The following is an 18332-nucleotide window of genomic DNA, read 5'->3' as shown; positions in this document are numbered from 1 at the left end:
CGCCATGGCCAATTTCACTCCCGTATCGGCTGCGATCGGCGGCGTCCTGATCGGGCTTTCCGCCGTGCTGCTGATGCTGTCGACCGGCCGGATTGCCGGGATCAGCGGCATCTTCGGCGGCCTGCTGAATGTGCCAGGCGAGGACAAGGGCTGGCGCGTCGCGTTCGTCGCCGGGCTCATTCTGGCGCCCGTCATCGCCGGCTTGATCGGTTACGGAATGGCGCAACCCAAGCTGCCGTCGAGCTGGGCCGTCATTGTGGTGGCGGGCCTGCTGGTCGGCTTCGGTACGCGGCTTGGCGGCGGCTGCACCTCCGGTCACGGTATCTGCGGCATAGGGCGGCTGTCCCCGCGCTCGATCGCCGCCACGATTGTTTTCATGGTGACGGCGGTCATCACCGTCGCAATCACGCGTCACGTGTTGGGAGGTTGAGCCATGTGGATCATTGCTCCCCTGGTTTGCGGGCTGATCTTCGGTGCGGGCCTGCTGATTTCAGGCATGGTGCAGCCGACCAAAGTCCTCGGCTTCCTCGACATCTTCGGTGCATGGGATCCGAGCCTCGCCGTGGTGATGGCGGCGGCGCTGGCTGTGTCGATACCCGGCTTCATGCTGGCTGACCGCAGTGCACGGCCGTGGTTTGCCGGGCAATATTTCCGTCCGGGCAAATCGGGAATCGATCTGCCACTGGTCGCAGGTGCCGGGCTGTTCGGAATCGGCTGGGGCCTTGTCGGGTTATGCCCGGGACCGGCGCTGGAAAGTCTGGCGACGCTGTCGCCCGGAATCGTCGTCTTCGTCGCCGCGATGGCGGCAGGGATGATTGCTCACGACGCGTGGCAGCAATCGCGGCTGACCGCGCAACGCGATCGGCAGCTTGCCGGCGCGACCGACGGCTGAGATGTGGTCGCAGATCGTGCTGCGACCACAATGAATTCACGGGCTAGTCCTGGTAGCTGAACAGCCCGCGCTGCTGATAATACGGCCGCGGCTGATAGTAATAGCCCTGCGGCGCCGGCGCATAACCGCGGTTGGCATAATATTGCTGTTGCTGCTGAGAGGCCTGGGTGTCGTAGATGCGGCGGCCGGGCGCGGGATAACGCGCTTCGTTGGAAGATCCGTCGGCAGGATAGATATAGCCGTCGTCGGCCCGCGCCACGGGTGCCGTGCGCTGCTGCGGCGGCGTGATCACGACGGGATCGCCGGCGGCATCGTATTGCTGCTCATATTGGGTTTGCGGGGCGCGGCGTGCCACGGCCGTATTGGCGCGCCGCGGATTGCGCGCCAGCGCCACCTGGGAGGAGCCGGTCAACGTCACCGTAGTGTTAAGCACGCCTTCCTGCTTCACCAGATCCCAAAGTTTCAAGGCATTCTCCCGCGACAGCCGCACGCAGCCATGCGAAGCGGGGCTGCCGAGGCGGCTCACGGAATCGGTGCCGTGGATGGCATGGCCGATCTTGGTGAAAAAAATCGAATGCGGCATCGGCGCGTCGTCGAATTCCTTGGAGTAATGGTCCTCCTCCATCCGAAAGGCGCGGAAGCTGCCGCTGGGCGTCTCGTAGGAGGGAAGGCCCGACGACACCGGCCAGCGGTAACGCTCGACGCCGTCGACCGCGACGGTCATCTGCTGGTTATCTTTATCGACGGTTATGGCGACCTTGGCTTGGGCTGTGCCCGAGACGAACAACGTCAGGGCGGTGACGGCAATGAGGAAGGAACGCATTTTACCTTTGGCCTCCAGGCCCCTGTATGAAAGCGCCGCGGCTCTCCGTCCCCGGCATGCAATATGCCCGGAAACCGGCACTGGTTCCAGTGGCCTGCACTGGCAATCGTTAACGCGTCCCACGGCGCAAACAAGGCGGCAGGACGGCACAGAGGGGCTGCGGCACTGACTTTTTCGCGAGCGGGTGAGTCCGACGTTAGGGTCGTCATTCCGGGCCGTGCGAAGCACGAACTATAGTGCGCAATTGCGCACCTGAGAATCTCGAGATTCCGGGTTCGGCTCTGCGAGCCGCCCCGGAATGACGCTGCGCGTCAGTTCTTCAGCCGGCACCCGGTCCGGAATATCCACCACACCAGGGCCATGCAGATGGCGAGGAAGCCGAGCGTCATGCCGAGGCTCAAGCCTACGCTGACGTCGGCGATCTCGTAAAAACTCCAGCGGAAGCCTGAGATCAGATAGACCACCGGATTGAGCAGCGTGATGGTGCGCCAGCCCGAGGGCAGCATGTTGACGGAGTAGAAGCTGCCGCCGAGGAAGGTCAGCGGCGTCACTACCAGCATCGGAATCATCTGCAGCTTCTCGAACCCATCGGCCCAGATGCCGATGATGAAGCCGAACAGACTGAACGTCACCGCCGTCAGCACCAGGAAAGTGAGCATCCACAGGGGATGATGGATATGCAGCGGCACGAACAGCGCCGCGGTCGCCAGAATGATCAGGCCGAGAATGATGGATTTGGTCGCCGCCGCCCCGACGTAGCCGATCACGATCTCGAAATAGGAAACCGGCGCCGACAATACCTCGTAGATGGTGCCGACGAATTTCGGAAAGTAGATGCCGAATGAGGCGTTGGCGATGCTTTGCGTCAGCACCGACAGCATCACGAGGCCTGGCACGATGAAAGTGCCGTAGCTGACGCCCTCGACCTCGGTGATGCGCGAGCCGATCGCGGCGCCGAACACCACGAAGTAGAGCGAAGTGGAAACCACCGGCGAGACGATGCTCTGCAGCAACGTGCGCCAGGTGCGGGCCATTTCGAACAGATAGATGGCGCGGATCGCACGGTAATTCATGGCGCCCTCACCAGGCTGACGAAGATATCCTCCAGGGAAGACTGTGAGGTATCGAGGTCGGAGATGTGGATGCCGGCATTGCGGAGGTCGCTCAGCAGGCTGGTGATCCCGGTGCGCTCGCCCTTGGTGTCGTAATCATAGGTCAGCAGCCGCCCGCCGTTGGATATTTGGAGTTTGTAAGGCGCGAGAGTGGGCGGAATGGCATCGACTTTCTGCTGCAGGTGCAGCGTCAGTTGCTTCTTGCCGAGCTTCTGCATCAGGCCGGCCTTGTCCTCGACCAGGATGATCTCGCCCTTGTTGATGACGCCGATTCGGTCGGCCATCTCCTCGGCTTCCTGGATATAATGCGTGGTCAGGATAATGGTGACGCCGGAAGCCTGAAGTGCGCGTACTACGTCCCACATGCCCTTGCGCAATTCGACGTCGACGCCCGCGGTCGGCTCGTCCAGGAACAGGATCTGCGGCTCGTGCGACAGCGCTTTAGCGATCATCACACGGCGCTTCATGCCGCCGGAAAGCGTGATGATCTTGGAATCCTTCTTGTCCCACAGCGACAGGTCCTTCAGCACCTTTTCGATGTGGGCCGGATTCTTCGGCTTGCCGAACAGGCCGCGGCTGAAGCTGACCGTCGCCCACACGGTTTCAAAGGAGTCGGTGTGCAGTTCCTGCGGCACGAGGCCAATCAGCGACCGCGCCGCGCGATAATCGCTGTTGATGTCGTGCCCGCCGACGGTGACGCGGCCGTCGCTCAAGTTGGCGATGCCGCAGATGATGCTGATCAGCGTGGTCTTGCCCGCGCCGTTCGGCCCGAGCAGGGCGAAGATCTCGCCGCGCTTGATATCCAGATTGATGTTGTTCAGCGCCCTGAAGCCGGAGCCGTAGGTCTTTGAGAGATTGGAAACGGATATGATGGGGGGTTGCGCGAGCATGGCAGTCTGAAACGAATGTGTGGCGAACGGCACAGCGGCGCTTCGGCCGGGGTCGACGCGGGGAAGGGGTGGGAACCGGGAGATAGGAACGCGGCGGAGGTTCCGCAATGCACGGACGCACGAAAAGTGTCTGCTACACCCGCTCCACGAAACTATCGACTACCTTCTTCTCGCCGGCCTTTTCGAACGCGATCGTCAGCTTGTTGCCGTCGATCTTCACCACGTTGCCGTAGCCGAATTTCTGGTGAAAGACGCGGTCGTCCAGCGAGAATTCTGAAACGGTGCCGGTGGATTTAGCCACCAGCTCGCCTTCGATCACCAGCGGGCCGCGCTTGTTGCGCGAGAAGCCGCCTGAAAATGACGACTGGCTTTCCTCAAAACCGCCGCGGGCCTGACCGCTACGGCCGCCCTGGCTGCGGTTGCGGTTTGCCTGGGCGCGCTGCCAGCCCGGCGTCGTATAGCTGGAGCCGAAGGACTCGACATTGTCGAAGCGCGACGGGCCGTAGCCGCCGGCGCCGCCCCAGCCGGAGCCGCCCTTGGATTCCGTGATCTCGACATTGGCCGACGGCAGTTCGTCGAGAAAGCGCGACGGAATCGTGGTTGACCAGGTGCCGTGAATGCGCCGGTTGGTGGCGAAATAGAGTTTTGCGCGACGACGGGCGCGGGTCAGGCCGACATGGGCAAGGCGTCGCTCTTCTTCGAGGCCGGCGCGGCCCTGTTCGTCAAGCGTGCGCTGGCTCGGAAACAGGCCTTCCTCCCAGCCGGGCAGGAACACATTGTCGAACTCGAGCCCCTTGGCCGAATGCAGCGTCATCAGCGACACCGCTTCGTCACTGGCGTCGCCATCGCGGTCCATCACCAGCGAGATATGTTCGAGAAAGCCTTGCAGGTTCTCGAATTCCTCCATCGAGCGCACGAGTTCCTTCAAATTGTCCAGCCGGCCCGCGGCGTCAGCCGAGCGGTCCTTCTGCCACATCTCGGTATAGCCGCTCTCGTCGAGCACGATTTCAGCCAGCTCCGTATGCGCGGTGACCTCGCGCTGGGCGCGCCAGCGGTCGAATTGCAGCAGGAGATCGCGCAACGCGCCGCGCGCCTTCGGCTTCAATTCATCGGTCTCGACCACAGCGCGGGCGGCTTCGAATAGCGGCATGCGCCGCTTGCGGGCGTGGTCGTGCAGCATCTGCACGGTGGCATCGCCAAGCCCGCGCTTCGGGACATTGACGATACGCTCGAAGGCGAGATCGTCGGCGGGCGAATTGATCACGCGCAGGTAAGCCAACGCGTCGCGGATTTCAGCGCGCTCGTAGAATCGCGGACCGCCGATCACGCGATAGGGCAGGCCGAGCGTCACAAAACGATCTTCGAACTCGCGCATCTGGAACGAGGCGCGTACCAGGATCGCGACCTCGTTGAGGTTTTCGCCTGATCGCTGCAGCTCCTCGATCTCCTCGCCGATGGCGCGGGCTTCTTCCTCCGAATCCCAGGAGCCTGTCACGGTGACCTTCTCGCCGTCGACATCCTCGGTGCGCAGCGTCTTGCCGAGCCGGCCTTCATTGTGCGCGATCAGATGTGACGCGGCGGCGAGGATGTGGCCGGTGGAGCGGTAATTGCGCTCGAGACGGATAACTTTTGCGCCGGGAAAATCATGCTCGAAGCGCAGGATGTTGTCGACCTCCGCGCCGCGCCAGCCGTAGATCGACTGGTCGTCGTCGCCGACGCAGCAGATGTTTTTGGGGATGGGCGCCGCCTTCTCCCTCTCCGCGTCCTTCACGGGGAGAGGGTCGGGGTGAGGGGTTGTCTCCGCGATCTCAGTCTGCGGAGGGTCCCCCTCACCCGATGCACTTCGTGCATCGACGTCTCCCCGCAAGCGGGGCGAGGTTAGATCGCCCGGAATAATCGCCGACAGCGGCACGCCTGGCCGCGAGGGCGCCTGCGACAGCAGCCGCAGCCACAGATACTGCGCGACGTTGGTGTCTTGATATTCGTCGACCAGAATGAACTTGAAGCGGTTCTGGTACTGCCTGAGCACGTCAGGGTTTTCGCGAAACAGCCGGATGTTCTCGAGAAGCAGATCGCCGAAATCGGCCGCGTTGAGAATTTTGAGCCGCTCCTGGTAGCTGGCGTAGAGCTTGCCGCCCTTGCCATTGCCGAATATCGCGGCTTCACCTGACGGCACCTGCGCCGGCGTCAGGCCCCGGTTCTTCCAGCCGTCGATCAGCCCGGCCAGCATGCGTGCCGGCCAGCGCTTGTCGTCGATGTTCTCAGCCTGCAGTAACTGCTTGAGCAGGCGAACCTGATCGTCGACGTCGAGCACGGTGAAATTGGATTTGAGCTGCACCAGCTCGGCGTGGATGCGCAGGATGCGCCCGCCGATGGAATGGAAGGTGCCGAGCCACGGCATGCCTTCGACGGCCTGGCCGAGCATCTGGCCGAGGCGGAGCTTCATCTCGCGCGCGGCCTTGTTGGTGAAGGTCACCGAGAGAATTTCATGCGGCCGCGCGCGGCCCTGGCTCAGGATGTGGGCGATGCGCGTGGTCAGCACGCGGGTCTTGCCGGTGCCGGCGCCCGCCAGCACCAGGACTGGCCCATCCAGCGTCTCGACTGCCTCGCGCTGTTCCGGATTGAGCCCGTTGAGATATTGCGGGCCGGCTGCGGCCCGCGCACGCGCAGCGATGCCGCCAGCCGCAGGCTGGTGCTCGGGGACGCCGTGATGGGGCAGTTTGCTCGGCTCGGTCATTTCTCGAATCGTCTTGGCCCCACGATGGCACCGTGGGGCGGTAAAGGGGAGCCTTCATAGCAGGGATCAAGGGCCATATAGGGCCTGTCCGGCCGTTTTGACAGGTTTTATGCGGTCGCGATTGCCGGGCCGATTTCGAGGCTTTGCTGCGATTTTGTTCCGCTCGAAACGCCAAATTTCGCGCTTTTGCCGCCCGGAACCATCATTCCCGGCCCGGATTGGTCCCGCAGGCGATGTGCGACGCCTCAGTCGCCGCCATCGAAGGAGCAACAGGCAATAGAGGTCGTGACATGCTGAGTTGGGTCGTTACGTTTCTGATCATCGCGCTGATCGCGGGTGTTCTTGGCTTCGGCGGTATCGCCGGCGCGTCCGTCGAAATCGCCAAGGCCATCTTCTTTATCGCCGTGATCCTGTTTCTGGTCTCGGCCGTTATCGGACTGGTGCGCGGACGCAGCAACGTCTAGCCAGTCGGCACGTCTTGCAAAAATTGACGGCGACGGCCAAAGGCAGGCCGTCGCCGCAGAAGCTTTCCGGACTTCCGTCAGCGCTTGACGATGACGATTTCCAGATATTCGCTCGGTAGCACCATGGTGCCGTCCTCGGCGCGGTTTATCGACGCGATCAGCTTCAGGATATCGTCGGCGAGGCGGCGCTGGTTGGTTTCATCAAGCGCGGCAAAGGCTTTCAGCGTCGGCCCGTAGTAATTCCTGAACACGTCGAGAAAATGCAGCGGCGAGCGGTAGCGGAACGTGAACTGACGCCGCTCCGCCTTGATGGAGGCTGCCGAGGTTCCGAACATTTCCGCGATGCGCGCCTGCGTGCCCCACAGCGCGGGCGATTTCGCGCCCGCCGGCGGCGGCAGGTATTTGCCGAGCGTCTTGAATAATTGCCCTATGAATCCTTCCGGCGTCCAGTTGGCGAGACCGATCTTGCCGCCGCTCTTGCATACCCGCAGCAATTCGGAAGCAGCGCGGTCCTGGTCCGGCGTGAACATCACGCCGAAGGTCGAGAGCACGGCGTCGAAGGTCGCGTCGCCGAAGTCGAGCGCTTCCGCATCCGCTTCCTTGAATTGAACCGAAAGCCCTTCCGCCGCAGCACGCGCGCGGCCGCGTTCCAGCAGGCTCGGCACGTAGTCGGTCGAAACGACGTCGCACCAGCGGCGTGCGGCAGCGAGCGTCGCATTGCCGTTGCCGGCGGCGACGTCGAGCACCTTCTGGCCGGCCCGGAGGTCGAGCGCCTCGCACAGCTCTTCGCCGACGATCTGCAGCGTGGTGCCGACGACGGCGTAGTCGCCAGACGACCAGGCGCCGTGCTGCTTGGTTTTCAGGGCGGAAAGATCGATCTGGCCGGATTGCAGGGTTTGAGCGGCGGCGGATGTAGCCATGTTCTGCTCCTTTGAACGTGAATTTGCCGACTTCAGCGTGCTGCCGGCTTAGTCCCGCGGCCCGCTCGATGCCTATCCAGTTCGCGACAGGGCTATCCGGAACGTGAACCTTTCCGTCGTTCCCAGGACTCACCACCAGGGGCCTTCGGAGTATTGGATGATTGCTGGCCAGAACGTTTCATCGGCGACGTCGCCATTGCCGCGCGGCGTCAGGCGTGCGCTGGACGCGATGCGTTCCAACATCGGCCACAATTGGCGCTTGACAGAACTCGCTGCCATCGCCGGCGTATCCGGCAGAACTTTGCAGCGGCAGTTCCTCGCCTTTATCGGCAAGACCCCGCGCGGCGTGCTTCGCGAGATCGGGCTCGAATGCGCCCGTCGCGAACTGTTGCAGGGTGCGCCTGATGTCAAGATCATGAACGTGGCGCTGCGCTGCGGCTTTCCGCATTTCGGGCGGTTCTCGATCGCCTACCGCCGCCGTTACGGCGAGACGCCATCGCAGACGCTGAAGCGGCAGGAGGTCCTCACCGACGCGCTCGGCGCGATGCCTTCGCTTTTTTTGCCGGTGCGGGATCGGCCTCCGATCGCCTTCGGGCCGATCGAGGCGGTGACGGAAAATCTTTCTGTCGCGGCTGATATCGCCGACGACCTCGTCACCGCATTGACGCGCGCCGGGATCGCGGTCGCAACCCGGTCGACGGCGGCGCGATATCATTTGGGGGGTGCCATCAGGGGAACAGGTGCGCAGATGCACCTGAGCATCCGGCTGATCGATACCGAAACCGGCGGCCAGCTCTGGGCGCATCGCACCGATAACGTCCTGCGCGATGGCACCGCAACGACTGAACATCTTGCGGCCAGGATCGCTGCGGCGCTGCAGCCCTGTCTGCGCATGGCGGAGGTCAACCGCGCGCTGCGAAAGCCGATCACCTGCCTCGGCGCGCAGGATCTGGCGTTACGGGCGATGCCGGGCGTTCTCTCGCTCGATGCGACCGGCAATGCCCGGGCGTTGGAACTGCTCGAGCGCGCAATGGATCAGGACCCCAATCATCCGCTTGCCATCGCATTGGCGGCTTGGGCGCATGTCCAGCGCGTGGTCTATCACTTCACCCATGCGCCGCTGGAAGAGCGCGCCCGAAGCCTCGAACTGGCGCGTAAGGCAAGGGCGCTGCGCGGTGACGCTACCGTGCTGGCGATACTCGGCAACGCGTTATCGTTGCTCAACGAGTTCGATTGCGCCGATCTCGTCACGCGCAAGGCGCTCGCGATAGACGGCGGATCGGCCTGGGCCTGGAGCCGCAGCGGGTGGATCGACGTCTACAAGGGCGATCCCCAATCGGCGATCGAGCGCTTCAAGATCGCGCTTGATCTCGCACCCCACGATCCGCTGGCCTTCAACAGCATGGTCGGGATCGGCTGTGCGCTCTTCACCGCCGGTCAATACGCCGAAGGGGCGATTTGGCAGGAGCGCGCGTTGGCCGAACATCCGTCGGCTAGCTGGGTGCATCGGACGCTGTGCCCAGCCTATGTGCTCGCCGGGCAGAGGCCACAGGCCCGCCGCAGCCTTGGCGCGCTGCGACAGCACTACCCTGATCTTACGCTGGCTGAAGTTCACCGCGGCATGCCGCCGCTGCCGCCAATCCAGTGCGATCTGGTCGTCGGCGCGCTGCAGGAGGCCGGATTGCCGGCCTGAACGCTCGCTATTGCTGGGGCGTTGCGACCTTGCGGCCGACGCCTTCGGGCCGCGGCACGGCGGCATGCGAATCCACCACCGCCTTGATGCGCGCGCGAATGTCAGGCGGGAAGGGCGCAACTTTCCGCTGTTGCATGTCCATGTGTAACGTCATGTTTTCCGAGGTGGCGGAGAGCCAGCCTTCGCTCGCGTGGCGCAGTTCCTCGAACGTATGCAGCCGCTTCTCGTCGCTACCTAACAGATAAACCGAAATCTGAACGGGATCGCCGAGGTGAATCTCGCGCAAATAGCGAACATGGCATTCGGCGGTGAAGGTCGAACAGTGGCGCTCCTTCATGTAGGCCGGCCCGATCCCGAGCTGCAGCCACATTTCATCGATCGCGCGGTCCATCATCACGTTGTAATAGGCCATGTTGAGGTGGCCATTGTAATCGATCCATTGCGGTTCGATCTGCATCACCGAGGACAGGAACGGGGCCGGCGGCAGCGGCATATCTTTGAGGTTTTCCCTGGCGGCAGCGGTCGTCATCATCCATCCCGTCGTTCGTTTCGCGCTCTTGACCCCCCTTATATCCTTTGCCACGGTCCGCTCAAATTCGGGAGGAATTTGGCGTGGCGATGACGATTTCAGGTAGTACGCAGCGGCCGGCGCCGCAGGCGCTGGCAAGCGCGGTCGAGGCGCTGGCGGCGCGGTTCGGCAACCGGCTGATCACCTCGCAGGCGGTGCGCGAACAGCACGCCCATACCACCACGTGGCTGCCGACTCAGCCGCCCGACGCGGTGGTGATGGCGCAGGAAACCGCCGATATCCAGGACGTGGTGCGGATCTGCGCCAAGTACCGCGTGCCCGTGATCGCCTTTGGAACCGGCACCTCGCTGGAGGGCCAGGTCAATGCGCCCGCCGGCGGCGTTTGCATCGACTTGCGCGACATGAACCGGATTCTCGAAGTTCACGCCGAGGATCTGGATTGCGTGATCCAGCCCGGCGTCACCCGCAAGGCGCTGAACGAGCATCTGCGCGACCAGGGCTTGTTCTTCCCGATCGATCCCGGTGCCGACGCCTCGCTCGGCGGCATGACCTCGACGCGGGCGTCCGGCACCAATGCGGTGCGTTACGGCACCATGCGCGACAACGTGCTGGCGCTGAAAGTCGTGCGCGGCGACGGCGAGATCATCACGACGGGCACGCGGGCAAAAAAGTCCGCGGCCGGCTACGACCTGACACATCTCTTTGTCGGCGCCGAGGGCACGCTCGGCATCATCTCCGAGCTCACCATCAAGCTGCGCGGCATCCCAGAGACGATCGCGGCCGCCGCCTGCTCGTTCGAGACGGTGCGCGGCGCCTGCCAGGCGACCATTCTGGCGATTCAGACCGGCATCCCCCTGGCGCGCATCGAATTGCTCAACTCCGAGCAGGTGCGCGCCTGCAATGCCTATTCCAAGCTGACGCTGCCGGAGACGCCGCTGCTGCTTCTGGAATTCCACGGCAGCGAGATCGAGGTCGCCGAACAGTCCAGGAATTTCGGCGAAATCGCCAAGGAATGCGGCGGTGGCGATTTCACCTGGACCACCAAGCCCGAGGACCGCACAAAACTCTGGCAAGCGCGGCATGACGCCTATTGGTCGGTCAAGGCGTTGCGCCCCGGCGCGGGCGTGGTGGCGACCGACGTCTGCGTGCCGATTTCACGGCTTGCGGATTGCGTCACCGAGACCGAGGACGACCTGAAACAGCTCAATCTGCTGTCGCCGATCGTCGGCCATGTCGGCGACGGCAATTTCCACTGCTCGCTGGTCTGTGACGTCGACAACGCGGAGGAAATGGCGCGCGGTGAGGAATTCATGCATCGCCTGGTCGAGCGCGCGCAGTCGATGGGCGGCACCTGCACCGGCGAGCACGGCATCGGGCAGGGCAAGCAGAAATACCTCAAGGCCGAACTCGGCCCCGAGGCGATCGACGCCATGCGCGCGCTCAAGCAGGCACTCGATCCGCAGAACATCTTCAATCCCGGCAAGATCGTGCCGGCGGCATAGGGGCGCGTGCGCCGCTATTTTTCGCGCGCCGCAGTGATCGCCTTGCGGATTGCTGCGAGCGGCGCGGTGTCGTCGAATTCGAGATCTTCGCCGATCCGCTTCAATCCGAGGTCGCGCCACAGCGACGCGAGATCGGGCGTCGCCGGCTTTTGCCCCATCTCGTTGTGAAGCCGCGTCAGCACGTCGACGCCGACGGCCTTGTCGGCGGTTGCAAGAATGCGCTCGATCGGCCAGTCCTGCTCATGATTGCCGCCGGCGGCGAGCACGCCGCGCACCGCATCCTGCAAGCCTAGGCGATTGTTGGTGCGCTTGCGGATTTCGATGTCGGCGAGCAGGCAGAACATCGCGCCGCCCCAGTATTTCCGACCCCAGGTGCCGGTATTGTCGAGACCCTGGTCGCCGGCCTGCGGCAGTCCCTTCGGCATGTCGCGCATCATCGCCTGCCAGATTTCCCGCGCGCTGAGGTCTCCAGCCTGCACCCGCGCCACCGGCTCGATATAGACGGCCAGCCCCTCCGACAGCCACGCGTAACGGTCGGGCATGTCGGGCAGGGCGGTATGCACCATCTCGTGCACCATCACCCAGTCGCGCCGCAAAACTTCTTCCGTGGAATCGCGGCCGAGCGGAATGCGGATGGAGGCGCCGCGATAGCCCCATGTCGTGCCGCCGCGGATGCGCGCGCCGTCGACAGGTACCAAGAGCAGCCGCAGTGAGTTGACGGGAAAGCGCCCATAGTAGGTTGTGACGGCCCGGGCCGACATCCTGATCCAGTCGAGCAGCTTTTCCTTCGGCAGCGTCATCTCGCCCGGCGCGAAGGCGACATGGATGGTGCTGCCGCCTATTTCGAGATCGGTTTTGGGCAGGCGGTCGAACGCGTCGTAAGGCATGCGATTGCCGCGCATATACTCCGACTGCGCGTCGGCGCGGAACGAAATCGCGCTTGCCAGCAAGGTCGCAATGACCGCGGCGGCAACGGCGCTGGCGACCTTCATCTCAGCACGGCTTGGACCGCGGCCAGCCGCTCCTCGCCCGGGCCCTGCGCGATGAACGAGGCGGCCTGTTCGTGGAGGTCGTCGAGCATGGCGGCGAGCAAGACTTCGCCCTTGGCCGACGTTGCCAATGTCGGATCGCCATAGCTGCCGGAGCGGCTGTAATTCGGCGAATTCGGATCCGACGGCGTCAATGCGCCCGGCGTCTCCTGTTTCAGGGCAGGGCTGGCTTCAGCGCGCGTCATGTCGACCAGATGCGGCGCCAGCGCCAGCATCAGCGACGTTTCCAGCTCGTCGGCATGGCTGCCATGGCTCTGCTCGGCCAATTGCCTGGCCACGCGCGGATAACGCGGGCCCTCATGGATCCACAAATGCCTGATCCGCCCGCTATCGAGGCGTGCCAGTGCGCGATCGACCGGGGCTAACGTGCTGATCCCGGTGTTGAGCACCACGAGCTTTGGACATCCGCCGGCGAGAATCTGCCCCGCAATCTCGCGCACCAGCGCCTCGAAGGTGGAAATCGACAGGCTGCTGCTGCCGGCATATTCGACGAAGGCGGGATAATGGCCGTAGGTAAGCGTCGGCCAGATCAGCGCGTCAATGTTTTCCGCCATCCTTGCTGCGAGCCATTCGGCCTGGATGCGATCGGTATTGAGGGGGAGGTGGAAACCGTGCTGCTTGGCGGCGGCGCCGATCGGCAATATGGCCACCGCGCCACTACCGATGCGCCGCGCGACTTCGTCCCAATGCATGCGCTCGATGAAATGGCGATCGGTGTCTATTCCCATTCGCCGAGCGCTCCTCTTCATGAGCCGACGGAAACATCTGTCAAAAGACCCGCCGTGATCCAGCCGTGCAGATAGCCGGCGCCTCGGCCCGCCGCGCTGTCGGGGTCGTCATAGGTCGCGAGCATTTCGCAGAGCACGCCGAAGGGAATGCCGTTCGTGGCCTCATCCCACATCATCGCCTCTTCCGCCGAAAGCTCGCGAAACATCGGCGTTACGTCGTGACGCCAGATCATGAGATGCGCCGGCTGCTGCAGTCCGGTCGCGTCCGGCGGCGTTTCGTCGTTCTTGAGCGCGAGCCAGATCGCGGCCGCATTGGTCGCGATGTCGAGCCTGGATGCGCTGGGATGCGGCTGGAATTTGAGGTCCGACCATGCTTCGGGCGCAAAGCCCGCCATATCGGTCAGTTCGACGACCTTGCCTTCCGCGGCATCGAAGGCGTCGTTGAGCGCCTTTTCGAGCGCGGCCAGATCGGACAGCACGGGATGATCTGAGTAAGGATTCGCCGACTTCAGAAACTGCGGCAAGCCTTGCGAGAACCAGCGCAGGTTCGGATGCGCGGACGGGCGCGCCTTGACGTAAGCGTGCCCCATCTCGTTGAACATTTCGTCGCCGAGATAAAGATGCAGCAGTTCATGGTCGTTGCGCATCGCCTCGACCAGCCGCGAGCCATAGGCATAGCGATAGACGCCGAACAGCACCTCGCGCTTCTCCCGCGGGCTGTCGAGGATTTCAGCCAGCACCGTATCATCACCATCGAGGATGCCGCGCTGAAACTCGGCCTGCTGTCGGGCGAAGTCGCTCATTCGGCGCGGCTGCCTGCCAGCAAGACTTGCCCGGCCATCTCGCGGGTCCTGGCGACCTCGAGCAACAATTCGTCGAGCGGCGGAATGTCGTCGTCGCGCTCGATCATGGTCGAGACCCGGCCGAAGCGCTTCAACGCCGCAGCATAGAGCTCCCAGACATCCTCGCATACCGGATGGTCGTGGGTATCGATAATATGAGTGCCCATGTGGCTGTGGCCGGCCATGTGAAATTGCACGACCCGATCCGCCGGAATGCCATTGAGAAAAGTCAGGGGATCGTAGCCGTGGTTGAAGGCGCTGACATAGACGTTGTTGACGTCGAACAAGAGCCAGCATCCGGAGCGGCGCGACAGCTCGGAGAGAAATTCCCATTCTGTCATTTCGGAATTGCTGAACTGGACGTAGGTCGAGACGTTCTCGAGCACGATGGCGCGGCCAAGAAAATCCTGCACCAGTTGGACGCGGCTGACGACGTGATCGAGTGCTTCCCTGGTGTAGGGGATCGGCAAGAGATCATGCAGGTTCTTGCCGTGGACGCCGGTCCAGCACAGATGGTCCGATATCCATTTCGGCTCGACGCGTCGGGCGAGATCCTTCAGTGCCTGCAGATATTCAAAATTTGGCGGTGCGGTGGAAGCGATCGACATCGACACACCATGCATCACCACGGGATAACGTTCGCAGATGCGATCGAGCGTGCGCAGCGGCTGGCCGCCGGGCAGCATGTAGTTTTCGCTGATGACCTCGAACCAGTCGATCGGCGGATTGCCGCCCAGGATTTCCTCGTAATGCTGGTGCCGCAGGCCGAGACCGAAGCCGAGGAAAGACGGCTTGGCCGATGTCGACGGTCGGTCTGCAAGCGCGGCCGCCGAACTGTCTGGCAATCTGCTTGCGACGTTCATTTCGTCTCCGCTCGAACGCTCTCAAACTGCGCCGTCAACCTATCATGGATACGAGGCCCGGCCTACACCGGGCCTCAATCGGACCGCCACTAGGACGGCATGTATTTGCCCTTGGCGGCGTCGCACTTTTCCTTGGTCATGGCCGAGAAGCCTTGCCCCTTGCAGGCGTTCTGGCCCTTGCATGCATTACTGGCGCCCTTGCAGGCGCTCTGGCCCTTGCAGGCATTGGCGCCGACGCACTTACCTTCGCCGGCGGCATAGGTCACGGTCGAAACGGTGGTGCCGGCCAGGAACAGAGTGGCCGCGGCAGCGGCCAGTGCGGCTCCGGACTTGGAAGTCAGCTTCATTTGTATCCTCCAAAAGACGTGTGAGGGTGCATCGCCCGCAAGCAGCGATAATTCAAGCCGGCAAACGGCACCCGAAGATAGCTACGCGGCGGGTCTGAGTTTAGTTACACGCGGGCCGACTTTATTTCAGCCGCCGGGACGAAACAACGAGAGCCCGGCAGCGCCGGACCCTCGTTGCACCTGATCGGAACGATCAGCCCTTGACGAACTTGGCGCCCATGGCAGCGCAAGCCTTCTCGGAGGTCGCCGAGAAGCCTTGACCCTTGCAGGCGTTCTGGCCCTTGCAGGCATTGGCCGCGCCCTTGCAGGCGCTCTGGCCCTTGCAGGCATTGCCGGCCATGCACTTGCCCTGGGCGGCATTTGCCGGCGTCGACACCGTCGCCAGCACCGAGCCGGCGAGGAACAGGGTGGCGGCGGCAGCGGCGAGTGTCGCACCGGATTTGGAATTCAACTTCATGACGATCTCCTCGATGATTGTTTGAAGACACGCGGCAAGCATCCTTGATCGTTCGATCACGGACCCCCACAACGCAAGGGAAGTGACGGATGGCAATCGGGTCGCGGAGGCTTGCCGGAAACGTCAAGTCTCCGTGACCTTATTGTTCATCCAGAGCCAGCTACGGGGCATCGGGCGATTTGGTTACAGAGTTTCAAAATTTTCTTTTTTGCATTGGACATCCCGTCCATGTCTAACCCCTGCGGCTCCAGAGTATTTCGTCGCGCGCAGCAGCGACGCCCGCGGGCGCGTGCCGCTGAGAAAGCGCGGCTTCAACAGTTTGGCTGGGATGCCGGGCGGATGGGGATCGTCGGTGACGTTGTAGTAGGCCGAAAGCCCTGAGATCGCCAAGCCGTTTTGTCGCGCATACAGGTTCTTGTCGATGCGCGGCGGCGTCGGCGCGGGTGATCGCGAGATCCATGCTGTCGGCGTCGATGTATTTCTGGTTTTCGCCCCAGCCGCCGAGTTTTTCCTCATAGGATTCGTTGACATTGTTCATCCGCGCGGCGCGTTATTCCTTGTCAAGGAAGGCGGAGGTCGACGGCTTCACCTCAAAGGCCTCGCCGACCGACGGCCCGGGCGAGGGATCGTCGATGATTGCCTGAGCAGCGCCTGCATGCGTTCCGGCTCGATATATCCCCCGATCTTGGCGATCTCAGTGCCCTCGGGGCCGAACACGATGGTCGCCGGCCAGCCCCAGTCGCCATAGCGGCTCGACAGATCGGGGTTGGCGTCCTGATCGACCCGCACCGGAATATATTTCGCGCCCAGCGATTCCCTGACCTCGGGATTGGTGTAGGTCGTCTTCTCCATCACGTGGCACCAGTGGCACCACACCGCTTCGAGATCGAGGATGACGAAACGCTGTTCGGCCTGCGCGCGGGTGAACAGATCGTCGCCCCAGTCGCTCCATTTGGGCCCGTCCGAAGCAAACGACGGTGATGCCGCAAGCGCGGCAAGTGCGAAGGCGGCGAGGCGGACGAGTTTCATGGCGGCTCCCGAAGGCGGTGGCGTTCCGAGAGCTACGCGTGCCACAAAATCCGGGCTCAGTCTTCCAGCTGTCTCACGGGATCGTGAGATCAGGCTGATTTCTTGCGGTGTCCGGTCGCGTTCACGAGCAGCCGGTCGAGCGACGCCGCGCCGGGACCTGCGATCGCAAGCCACATGAAACCAGCGAAGTAGGTCGCTTCCTCGAAGCCGAGCAGCGTTTCCAGAGAATCGACGTCGCCCCATTTCGCCGACCTGATCGCAACGACCATGACGACCGCCAGCATTGCGGCCGGGATTCGCGTGAACAGGCCGAGGATCAGCATGGCGCCGCCGAAAAATTCGACGCTGGACACGAAGGGGGTGAGGACTGTCGGGAACGGGATGCCCCAGCCGATAAAGTTCTCGGTCACCTGCTCCAGATGGGTCAATTTGCCCCAGCCAGAAAGCAGGAAGGTGTAACCGACGATGAGCCGCATGATGAGGGGGCCAGCCCAGGAAAAATGGGAGGCGATCTGCGCGGGCAGCAGGATAAGAAGATTGACGATGAAATACATGCGAACCCCCTTCAAATATTTTGGCGACGCGAAGCCGCCACTTTGCGGCCTGTTTCATCCAGTGCGCGCAAAAAAGCCGCAGCCGCGAAGGCGGCAATCTGGTCCTGACAGGAATTTCGCAAGGGCCGGTCGGCTTGTTACGCGGCCTTAGCCGAAATTTTGGAGTGCGGGGAAAGTCTCCAGCAGCCAAATGCTGACGTTGGAGACGGCGCCGGTCAGGAAGCCGATGCCAGTGATCACCATCAGGATGCCCATAGCTTGCTCGACCTTGCCGAGATGCCGCTTCATCCGCGCAAACAGCGATGAGAACTGCTCGATCATGAAGGCTGCCAGCAGGAACGGGATTCCTAGTCCGGCGGAATAGACCGCGAGCAGGCCGGCGCCCTTGGTGACGGTGGCCTCGGCGGCTGCAATCGACAGGATCGCCGCCAGAATGGGCCCTATGCAGGGCGTCCAGCCGAAGGCAAAGGCAAGCCCCATGGCATAGGCGCCCCAGAGGCCGACCGGTCTAGGCATCGGCATCCGGCCTTCGCGCATCAACAGTCCGATCCGCGTCAGGCCGAGGAAGTGCAGGCCCATGATGATGATCACGATGCCGGCCACGATCGAGAGCTCCGCCGACCAGGCGCGGATCAGGCCGCCAATCACGGAGGCGCTGGCGCCAAGCGCCACGAAGACAGTGGAAAAGCCCAGCACGAACATCAGCGCCGAAACCATCACCGCGCGCTTGGAAGCCTTGGCGGTCTCTTCGTTGGCGACCTGCTCGATGGTCGCGCCGGTGAGATAGATCAGATAGGGCGGCACCAGGGGCAGCACGCAGGGGGACAGGAAGCTGACGAGACCGGCAATCAGGGCCGCCGGGATGGAAACATCGTGCATTGCATGACCTTCGAGAATTGCC

Annotated in this window: 21 protein-coding genes; 5 read left to right on the top strand and 16 right to left on the bottom strand. The window is 63.2% G+C overall.

Going from position 1 to position 18332, the window contains the following annotated elements:
* Positions 1-4 precede the first annotated feature (4 nt).
* A complete protein-coding gene (locus HCN58_RS20745) occupies positions 5-430 on the top strand; it encodes a YeeE/YedE family protein (RefSeq protein ID WP_171581256.1) in 426 nt (141 codons plus the stop codon).
* Positions 431-433: 3 nt separating this feature from the next.
* The gene (locus HCN58_RS20740) at positions 434-892 is read left to right on the top strand and encodes a DUF6691 family protein (protein ID WP_171581255.1); all 459 of its coding nucleotides are present in this window, start codon (positions 434-436) and stop codon (positions 890-892) included.
* A 43-nt stretch (positions 893-935) separates the two neighbouring features.
* Here the strand turns inward: HCN58_RS20740 and HCN58_RS20735 are convergent, their stop codons facing one another.
* From HCN58_RS20735 to HCN58_RS20720, 4 genes are all read right to left on the bottom strand, one after another.
* Positions 936-1715 carry a L,D-transpeptidase gene (locus tag HCN58_RS20735; RefSeq protein WP_171581254.1) on the bottom strand — a complete coding sequence of 260 codons (780 nt, stop codon included), beginning with the start codon at positions 1713-1715 and terminating at the stop codon, positions 936-938.
* Positions 1716-2026: 311 nt separating this feature from the next.
* Positions 2027-2788, bottom strand: a complete 762-nt coding sequence (locus tag HCN58_RS20730) for an ABC transporter permease (protein ID WP_171581253.1) — start codon at positions 2786-2788, stop codon at positions 2027-2029.
* Positions 2785-3717: an ABC transporter ATP-binding protein gene (locus tag HCN58_RS20725; RefSeq protein WP_171581252.1), complete on the bottom strand. Its 933-nt coding sequence runs from the start codon at positions 3715-3717 to the stop codon at positions 2785-2787. Before HCN58_RS20725 ends, HCN58_RS20730 begins: the two co-directional genes overlap by 4 nt.
* Positions 3718-3850: 133 nt before the next feature.
* Positions 3851-6454: an ATP-dependent helicase gene (locus HCN58_RS20720; protein ID WP_171581251.1), complete on the bottom strand. Its 2604-nt coding sequence runs from the start codon at positions 6452-6454 to the stop codon at positions 3851-3853.
* Positions 6455-6744: 290 nt separating this feature from the next.
* Between HCN58_RS20720 and HCN58_RS20715 the strand changes: the two genes are divergently transcribed.
* Complete coding sequence (locus HCN58_RS20715) at positions 6745-6918, top strand: DUF1328 domain-containing protein (protein WP_171581250.1); 174 nt, start codon at positions 6745-6747, stop codon at positions 6916-6918.
* 77 nt (positions 6919-6995) lie between these two features.
* On the opposite strand, the gene HCN58_RS20710 is transcribed toward HCN58_RS20715, so the two are convergent.
* The gene (locus HCN58_RS20710; protein ID WP_171581249.1) at positions 6996-7838 is read right to left on the bottom strand and encodes a class I SAM-dependent methyltransferase; all 843 of its coding nucleotides are present in this window, start codon (positions 7836-7838) and stop codon (positions 6996-6998) included.
* A gap of 157 nt (positions 7839-7995) precedes the next feature.
* Here HCN58_RS20710 and HCN58_RS20705 point away from each other — a divergent pair, with 157 nt between their 5' ends.
* The gene (locus HCN58_RS20705) at positions 7996-9531 is read left to right on the top strand and encodes a helix-turn-helix domain-containing protein (protein WP_171581248.1); all 1536 of its coding nucleotides are present in this window, start codon (positions 7996-7998) and stop codon (positions 9529-9531) included.
* A 7-nt stretch (positions 9532-9538) separates the two neighbouring features.
* On the opposite strand, the gene HCN58_RS20700 is transcribed toward HCN58_RS20705, so the two are convergent.
* Complete coding sequence (locus HCN58_RS20700; RefSeq protein WP_171581825.1) at positions 9539-10024, bottom strand: thioesterase family protein; 486 nt, start codon at positions 10022-10024, stop codon at positions 9539-9541.
* A 125-nt stretch (positions 10025-10149) separates the two neighbouring features.
* Between HCN58_RS20700 and HCN58_RS20695 the strand changes: the two genes are divergently transcribed.
* Positions 10150-11562: an FAD-binding oxidoreductase gene (locus HCN58_RS20695; protein ID WP_210266109.1), complete on the top strand. Its 1413-nt coding sequence runs from the start codon at positions 10150-10152 to the stop codon at positions 11560-11562.
* A 14-nt stretch (positions 11563-11576) separates the two neighbouring features.
* On the opposite strand, the gene HCN58_RS20690 is transcribed toward HCN58_RS20695, so the two are convergent.
* From HCN58_RS20690 to HCN58_RS20645, 10 genes are all read right to left on the bottom strand, one after another.
* Positions 11577-12554, bottom strand: coding sequence for a hypothetical protein (locus HCN58_RS20690; protein WP_235983776.1), 978 nt, complete (start codon positions 12552-12554; stop codon positions 11577-11579).
* Positions 12551-13339: a creatininase family protein gene (locus HCN58_RS20685; protein WP_171581246.1), complete on the bottom strand. Its 789-nt coding sequence runs from the start codon at positions 13337-13339 to the stop codon at positions 12551-12553. Before HCN58_RS20685 ends, HCN58_RS20690 begins: the two co-directional genes overlap by 4 nt.
* 17 nt (positions 13340-13356) lie before the next feature.
* Complete coding sequence (locus HCN58_RS20680; RefSeq protein WP_171581245.1) at positions 13357-14142, bottom strand: HvfC/BufC N-terminal domain-containing protein; 786 nt, start codon at positions 14140-14142, stop codon at positions 13357-13359.
* Positions 14139-15044: an MNIO family bufferin maturase gene (gene bufB / locus HCN58_RS20675; RefSeq protein WP_171581244.1), complete on the bottom strand. Its 906-nt coding sequence runs from the start codon at positions 15042-15044 to the stop codon at positions 14139-14141. The genes HCN58_RS20680 and bufB overlap by 4 nt, the downstream gene beginning before the upstream one ends.
* An 89-nt stretch (positions 15045-15133) precedes the next feature.
* The gene (gene bufA2 / locus HCN58_RS20670) at positions 15134-15391 is read right to left on the bottom strand and encodes a BufA2 family periplasmic bufferin-type metallophore (protein WP_171581243.1); all 258 of its coding nucleotides are present in this window, start codon (positions 15389-15391) and stop codon (positions 15134-15136) included.
* A 193-nt stretch (positions 15392-15584) separates the two neighbouring features.
* Positions 15585-15848 carry a BufA2 family periplasmic bufferin-type metallophore gene (gene bufA2, locus HCN58_RS20665; RefSeq protein WP_171581242.1) on the bottom strand — a complete coding sequence of 88 codons (264 nt, stop codon included), beginning with the start codon at positions 15846-15848 and terminating at the stop codon, positions 15585-15587.
* A 183-nt stretch (positions 15849-16031) separates the two neighbouring features.
* Positions 16032-16379 (bottom strand): hypothetical protein, encoded by a 348-nt coding sequence (locus tag HCN58_RS20660; protein WP_171581241.1) that lies wholly within the window; start codon positions 16377-16379, stop codon positions 16032-16034.
* 54 nt (positions 16380-16433) lie between these two features.
* The gene (locus tag HCN58_RS20655) at positions 16434-16877 is read right to left on the bottom strand and encodes a DUF255 domain-containing protein (RefSeq protein ID WP_171581240.1); all 444 of its coding nucleotides are present in this window, start codon (positions 16875-16877) and stop codon (positions 16434-16436) included.
* A gap of 89 nt (positions 16878-16966) precedes the next feature.
* Positions 16967-17431 carry a DoxX family protein gene (locus HCN58_RS20650; RefSeq protein WP_171581239.1) on the bottom strand — a complete coding sequence of 155 codons (465 nt, stop codon included), beginning with the start codon at positions 17429-17431 and terminating at the stop codon, positions 16967-16969.
* A 147-nt stretch (positions 17432-17578) separates the two neighbouring features.
* On the bottom strand, positions 17579-18310 hold the full coding sequence (locus HCN58_RS20645) for a cytochrome c biogenesis CcdA family protein (protein WP_171581238.1): 732 nt from the start codon (positions 18308-18310) through the stop codon (positions 17579-17581).
* Positions 18311-18332: the final 22 nt, after the last annotated feature.

Origin of the sequence: Bradyrhizobium australiense (assembly GCF_013114825.1) — a bacterium.
GTDB lineage: Bacteria > Pseudomonadota > Alphaproteobacteria > Rhizobiales > Xanthobacteraceae > Bradyrhizobium > Bradyrhizobium australiense.
This window is presented reverse-complemented; position numbering and strand designations above follow the sequence as displayed.